The sequence below is a fragment of the Stenotrophomonas sp. STEN023 genome (assembly GCF_056760135.1).
In genome coordinates, this window is sequence record NZ_JBRREF010000145.1 from 1 (window position 1) to 4,729 (window position 4,729).

The 4,729-nt window shown below is 62.8% G+C and carries 6 protein-coding genes; 3 read left to right on the forward strand and 3 right to left on the reverse strand.

All coding sequences use genetic code 11. From position 1 onward, the window contains the following. The first annotated feature begins 230 nt into the window (after window positions 1-230). Both ACVOLV_RS21890 and ACVOLV_RS21895 read left to right on the forward strand, forming a co-directional pair. A complete protein-coding gene (locus tag ACVOLV_RS21890) occupies window positions 231-587 on the forward strand; it encodes a DMT family transporter (protein WP_481556199.1) in 357 nt (118 codons plus the stop codon). A 1-nt stretch (window position 588) separates the two neighbouring features. Continuing rightward, the gene (locus ACVOLV_RS21895) at window positions 589-903 is read left to right on the forward strand and encodes a DMT family transporter (protein ID WP_481516717.1); all 315 of its coding nucleotides are present in this window, start codon (window positions 589-591) and stop codon (window positions 901-903) included. A gap of 230 nt (window positions 904-1,133) precedes the next feature. On the opposite strand, the gene ACVOLV_RS21900 is transcribed toward ACVOLV_RS21895, so the two are convergent. Together ACVOLV_RS21900 and ACVOLV_RS21905 are read right to left on the reverse strand one after the other, a co-directional pair. Next, a complete protein-coding gene (locus ACVOLV_RS21900) occupies window positions 1,134-2,447 on the reverse strand; it encodes a polyhydroxyalkanoate depolymerase (protein ID WP_481556200.1) in 1,314 nt (437 codons plus the stop codon). Between the two features lie 81 nt (window positions 2,448-2,528). Beyond that, window positions 2,529-3,125: a class I SAM-dependent DNA methyltransferase gene (locus ACVOLV_RS21905; RefSeq protein ID WP_481556201.1), complete on the reverse strand. Its 597-nt coding sequence runs from the start codon at window positions 3,123-3,125 to the stop codon at window positions 2,529-2,531. 63 nt (window positions 3,126-3,188) lie between these two features. Here ACVOLV_RS21905 and ACVOLV_RS21910 point away from each other — a divergent pair, with 63 nt between their 5' ends. Further along, a complete protein-coding gene (locus tag ACVOLV_RS21910; protein ID WP_481510839.1) occupies window positions 3,189-3,644 on the forward strand; it encodes a CopD family protein in 456 nt (151 codons plus the stop codon). 140 nt (window positions 3,645-3,784) lie between these two features. Here the strand turns inward: ACVOLV_RS21910 and ACVOLV_RS21915 are convergent, their stop codons facing one another. Then, a complete protein-coding gene (locus ACVOLV_RS21915) occupies window positions 3,785-4,552 on the reverse strand; it encodes an alpha/beta hydrolase (RefSeq protein WP_481556202.1) in 768 nt (255 codons plus the stop codon). Between the last annotated feature and the right edge of the window lie 177 nt (window positions 4,553-4,729).

Here is a 4,729-nt window from a genome sequence, read left to right on the forward strand (position 1 = left end):
TTTTTTTTTCCGCCTGCCCGGCGCCCCCTATTTGCCTCCGTCCCTTTGGCCGTGGTTTGGGGTGGGGGGGGGTGGGGTTGGCTTTTCGCTGGCTGATCCAACTGTAGCTTCGCGGCTTACGCCGCTCCCACAAAAACCGGAGTTGGTTACGCTGCCGGTAATGCCCCTGCCGAGCATGGCTCGGCACTACCTCGCGCTATGCTGGCGGCAGGTTTTTTATGGAGAACGCCATGGCCGGCAAAGGCTGGTTCTACGTGGCCCTGACCTGTCTGTTCGAGCTGGTCTGGGTGTATGGCTTCAATGTGGCAGCCACATGGTGGCATTGGATACCGATCATCGCGGTGATCGTGGTGGACTTCCATTGGCTGGCCAAGGCCTGCGAGTCATTGCCTACCGGCACGGTATACGCGGTGTTTGCCGCTGTGGGTACGGTGGGTACGGCATTGATGGATATCTTCCTGTTCGACGGCAGCTTCAGCGTGGCCAAGGGCGTGTTCATGGCGGTGCTGGTGGCGGGCGTGATCGCATTGAAGCTGGCCGATGGCAACGCTGCTGCCGATCCCGATGCAAGCGGGCAGGGAGGCTGATATGGGCTGGTTTCTGGTGATCGCCGCGGCCTTGATGGAGACGGTGGGCGTAATTGGCCTGAAGCGTTACAGCGGGCGCAAGAGTCTGTTGAACGCTGTGTTGTTCTTTGGCGGGTTCGGTGCTTCGTTCGTGCTGCTGTACCAGTCGTTCCGTTACATCCAGTTGAGCATTGCCTATGCGGTCTGGATTGGCTTGGGAACGGCGGCTGCGGTGCTGGTGAACATGCTGTTCTTTGGTGAATCGCGCAGCACCGCGCGCCTGCTGAGTCTGGCGGTGATTGTTGTCGGGGTTGTGGGGTTGAAGGCGGTTTCTTGAATGCAGAAGGCCCCGGGAGTGCCGGGGCCTTGGTGTTGGTGCTTCTTTTTCTCGGGCTTCGGTTCGACTGCCGTTGTCTACATTTTTCAGACTTCGGTTTGCCCTCACCCCAACCCCCGCTCCGCGCCCCGGCCCTCGCGTTGCGCGAGGGCGCTCCAAGAGTCGCGAACCAGTGGTTCGCAAGCGCCTCTTCTCGCCCCGTGTACGGGAGAGGGGCTTTAAGCCAAGGCTCAGCGCTGGGCGCGGCGGCGTAGCGGGGTTACGTTGCTGCTGGCTTTCTTGGCTTTTTTCGCCGCCGGTTGCGCGGCTTGGGCACTGAAGAAATCGCGCATCTTCGGGTACACCACTTCGCGCCAGCGGCGGCCGCTGAAGATGCCGTAATGGCCGGCACCTTCGACGATGAAATGATCACGGCGCGAGGCCGGGATGCCGGTGCACAAAGCCTGCGCGGCCTCGGTCTGGCCGAGGCCGGCGATATCGTCCAGCTCGCCCTCGATGCTCAGCAGGGCCGTGTCGCGGATGGCCGACGGGTCGACGTGTTCGCCACGCACATACCATTCGCCACGCGGCAGCAGGAACTCCTGGAACACCACGCGGATGGTGTCCAGGTAGAACTGCGCCGGCATGTCGAGCACGGCGTTGTACTCGTCGTAGAAGCGGCGATGCGCGTTGGCATCGTCCATGTCGCCCTTGACCAGGTCGGTGTAGAAATCCCAGTGCGACATCAGGTGACGGCTGGGGTTCATCGACATGAAACCGGCGTGCTGCAAAAAGCCCGGATAGACGCGGCGACCCTGGCCCGGATACGGCGCCGGAATGGTGTGGATGACGTTGTTCTCGAACCACGACATCGGATTGCGGGTGGCCAGATTGTTGACCGCGGTCGGGCTGCAACGCGCATCGATCGGGCCGCCCATCATCACCAGCGAGCGCGGCGTGGTTTCACCACGACTGGCCATCAACGACACGGCAGCCAGCACCGGCACAGTCGGCTGGCAGACGCTGACCACGTGCACGTTGTCGGCGCCGAGGTGGCGGATGAATTCCTGCACGTATTCGATGTAGTCGTCCAGACCAAATTCGCCCTGTTCCACCGGCACCATGCGCGCGTCGACCCAGTCGGTGACGTAGACGCGGTGATCGCGCAGCAGGGTGCGCACGGTATCGCGCAGCAGGGTGGCGTGGTGACCGGACAACGGTGCCACCACCAGCACGATGGGCTGCGCCAGCAGGGCTTCGACCTTGGAGGTTTCGTTGCTGTGGCGCTTGAAGCGCAGCAGCTTGCAGAACGGCTTTTCCACTTCGGTGAGCTGGGCGATCGGCACGATCTCGCCATCAAGCTCCAGCTCGTGGATGCCCCATTCGGGCTTCTCATAATCCTTGCCGAGGCGGTGGAACAGCTCGTTCATCGCCGCGAAGCGATCAGCGCCCGGCATCGACGACCACCAGTGGCCCGAATTATTGAAGAACGCCGCATTTGCCTGCGCCTGATGAACCCAGGGCGCAAGCAGGTTGCGGGTCAATTCATGCAGTTGATAAAGCATGATGTCCCAATATGTACAGTCATATGATGCTGTGCAGCATAGCGCACTATCGCAGAGCGCGAGTTAAGCCGGTATCGGCCTTTAGTCGGCCCTTTCCAGCGCGGCGATGTCTTCGCTGAATGCGGGGCCCAGCCAGCAATGCGAGCCGACTCCGCGGAAACCGACCTCGCGTAGCTGACGCTTGTACCAGCGGGCAGGCCGTTGCTGGAAGCCGTCGTGGTCGCCATGGAACTCGTCCTCGGCGGTGAACAGCTCCAGGAAGGCGACCCCGCCGCAGAGTTCGGCAAGACCGGGCAGGCCCTTGCGCAGCTCACGGCTGGGTACGTAATGGATCACGTCCGAGCAGACCAGCAGATCGACCGGCGCGCAGGGGCGCAGCCACTGGAAGTCGCCGAAGCTGGCCAGGTGCAGGTTGCGGGTGCGGCCGTAGCGGCGCACCGCGTACTCGCTGCTGTCGAAGCCCATGTACTGCAGCTTGGGCCGTAGCTTGAGCAGCGGCGCACGCCAGGCGCCTTCGCCGGCACCGATGTCGAGCACGCTGCGGATCGGGCGTTCGAGGTAATACTCGGCCGCAGCCACGGCCAGTTGCACCTTGCGGGCCAGGCGCGCTGCGCCGCCGATATCGTCACGGCGGTACCAGCGTTGGAAGTAGTCGGCGTCGTACTGCTTGTCCTGCATGTGCGTGTCTTGTGCGGATGGGCGAAAATGGCGCTCATCCTACGCCGCCGATGGAGCCAGCGCATGCAGTCGTACTTTTGGGTAAAGACCTTCCACCTTGTTTTCGTGGTGGCGTGGATGGCGTCGGTGTTCTACCTGCCGCGGATCCTGGTCAACCTGGCCGAGGCGGCTGGGCAGCCGGCGGTGGTGGAGCGGCTGCAGTTGATGGGCAAGCGCCTGTACCGGTTCGGCCATGTGATGTTTGGCTTTGCCTTCATTCTTGGGTTGGTGCTGTGGCTTGGTTACAAGGTGTTGCCGGAGTTTCCAACCATGGTGGCGCCGGGCGCCGCGGGCTGGCTGCATGCCAAGCTGGGGCTGGTGGTCTTGCTGATGGTCTATTTCACCTTCACCGGGCGCTGGTTGAAGGGCACGATCAAGGGCAAGGCTTTGCCGTCGTCGGGGACCTTGCGCTGGTTCAATGAGTTGCCGTTGGTGCTGTTCATTGCGATTGTGTATCTGGTGTTGGCGAAGCCGTTCTGAGTTTTTTTGGTTGGGCTGCGAAGATCAACGGCACCCCTCCCAACCCTCCCCTGCGCTGCGCGCAAGGGAGGGCTCGCTTTCCACCCCCTCCCTTTGGCGCAGCCAGGGGGAGGGCTGGGGAGGGGTTGAGCTTGTGACCCTTACTGCCCCCGCAAGGCCTCCGCAAACTGCGGATAGCCAAACACATCATTGTGATCGGCATCAGCGATGGTCACCGCCTGCGCCACGTCAGGCTGGAACTCCCGTAATAACCGCAATGAACTCGCATTCGGAATCACCTCATCCCTGCCAGCGATGATCAGCGTGGTGGGAGCGCTGATCCCCGCGGCGTGACGCCATGAATCGTAGTGGTCGCGCAGCAGCAGGCGCACCGGGAAGGCCGGGAACATGCGTGCAGCCAGGCCACCAATGCTGTCGTAAGGCGTGATCAGGACCAGCCGCTGAACTGGTCGTGCAGCAGCGAGTTGCACGGCCACGCCCGAGCCGAGGCTGCGGCCAACCACGATGATGTCCTGTGCCTGGCTGCTGCTGGTGCGGTCATACAGGGCCAGCGCATCGCCAATAAGTGTGGCTTCAGTCGGTGAACCGCTGCTGCCGCCATAGCCGCGGTAGTGCATCGCGTGGATGGCGGCATTGGGGAAGCCCTGCTGCAGCATCGGCAGCGCCTGCGAGACGTCTTCGGCATTGCCGCCGAAATACAGCACGAGCTGCGTGCTGTGCTGCCGGTTGCTGGAGACGATGATGTCGGCGTCGCCGCGCGGCAGCGTCCAGTGCGGTACATCGGCACTGCGCGGGGCCGGGTGGTAGAGCATGCTGCGTGCATTGAAGGCGAGCAGGGCGCAGGCGATCAGGTACATGCTGGCGAGCAGGCTGATGGCGATCAACAGGACTTTCAGGCTGGTGATCATGCTGCTTGGCCTCGCCGGGGATGGGGAGAAGGCAGGTAACACAGTCCACACGCGCAGCGCGTCGCCACAATCCGGTGTCCGTGCGCAGGCAGCGGATGCGTTTGTGGGAGCGGCGTCAGCCGCGAAGCTCACAATACCCAAACTATTGGCACCTCTATCATCTGATGCTGTACTGGC